The sequence below is a fragment of the Thermoplasmata archaeon genome, assembly GCA_035632695.1.
GTDB lineage: Archaea > Thermoplasmatota > Thermoplasmata > RBG-16-68-12 > RBG-16-68-12 > RBG-16-68-12.
This window is the reverse complement of record DASQGG010000180.1, coordinates 1-1,559: the sequence shown is the minus strand read 5'-3', so window position 1 is coordinate 1,559 and position 1,559 is coordinate 1. Positions and strand designations below refer to the sequence as shown.

The following is a 1,559-nucleotide window of genomic DNA, read 5'->3' as shown; positions in this document are numbered from 1 at the left end:
TCGATGATCGTGAGGATCGTCGGCTCGGGGCCCATCTCGACCCGCTCGGACCACAAGCGGCCCGTCCGGAGTTCCCCGCTCTTCGTGCGGAGCAGGGCCTCGATGCCCAGGACCCCCTGGCCGCGGGTGAGCGGTTCCAGGAGATTCGCGCGTGACTCGAGCGGCTGCAGGATATTCGCCTGAGCGGACGTCTTCTCGATCAGCTCGTCGCGACGATAGCCGAAGGTTCGGAGGAAACTGTCGTTCACGTCGATGATCCGAGTCCCGTCCAGCCGCGAGATGATCGCCGGCAGGGGATTCTGGTAGAACGCCTTGGTGAAGCGCTCTTCGAGGCGGCGCCGGTCGGCTTCGAAACGCTCGCGCTCCAGGAACTGCCCCGCTCGGTTGCCGAGGTCCATTATGAGTTCGAGGAACTCATCGTCCGGATCGCCGACGGAGCGGCTGAAGAACACCATGACCCCGAGGACCCGGGAGGCATGGCCGGTGATCGGGAACGAGAGGGCCTGCTTGAGCCGGAGTCGAGAGGCCGGCTCCACGCGATAGAAATGTGTCCGCGCCGTGAGGTCCGTGAGCCACTCGGGCTTCCCGGTGGCCCACGTAGTGCCCGGGATCCCCATGCCACGTTCCACGTGAACCGTCTCGCTCCCTCGTTCGAGCTCCTGCGCGGGGAACCCGGGGATGCTCCACGAACCGTCCCACCGGAGTGCGTCACGGTCCGCCTCCGCGCGCCAGAGCTCGCCGTACTCCCATCCCGCCTCCTCGCAGATGGCGCGGAGGATTCCTGGGACGGCCTCGTGGAACGTTGCCGCGGATTCCAGCACACGCGTGACGGCGTAGCCGGTCCTCAGGCTCCGCTCGATCCGAAGGCGGTCCGTGATGTCGTGCGCGAGGACGAGTCGAGCGCGGTGGCTGTTGAAGTCGATCTCGTTCGCGAGGGCCTCCACGTGCAGGATGGTCCCATCTTTCGTGCGGTGCCGCACGATCCCGAACGATTCCGTGTCGCTCGTGAGCTTCCTCGCGTCCCGGTCCTCGGCCTCCAGGTCCTCCACGGGGAGGATGTCGCGCACGGTGAGCCGAAGGAACTCCTCCTTCGTGTAGCCGTAGCGCCGAACGGCCGCTTCGTTCACCGCGAGGAACCGTTGGCTCTTGACGTCAAAGACCCACATGGGAAGCGGGTTGCCCTCGAAGAGGAGCCGGTACGTTTCGCCGATGAACCGGATCCGGTCCGTGCTTGGCCCCCGCGCCTCCTCCCACCCGCGGTTCGGATCGTCCGGCAGATCGGCCCTGTCTCGTGGCATCGGTCGGTCCTCGCGGTCGTCAGTCAGCCGTGCCCCGCGTGCGTTCCTATGCGCCGCCAGGGTATAAGCGGCTTTCGGCCCAGTTTAGGACATCCTAACTTGTCGATGGCCCCATCACGGGTCAGGAAGGGGCCGCGGACCCCAGCCCGCGAAGGCTCTCCTGTCCGCCCATGTACGGCCGCAGGACCTTCGGCACCGTGACGCTGCCGTCCGCGTTCTGGTAGTTCTCCAAGATCGCGACGAGCCCGCGGGACGTGGCCA

The 1,559-nt window shown here is 66.7% G+C and carries 2 protein-coding genes; both read right to left on the bottom strand.

Annotation, left to right across the window (positions count from 1 at the left end):
• The coding region (locus tag VEY12_11345) for a PAS domain S-box protein (protein HYM40714.1) at positions 1-1,298 on the bottom strand (1,298 nt) is incomplete at its 3' end.
• Positions 1,299-1,419: 121 nt separating this feature from the next.
• On the bottom strand, positions 1,420-1,559 hold a 140-nt coding region (locus VEY12_11340), incomplete at its 5' end, for a serine--tRNA ligase (protein HYM40713.1).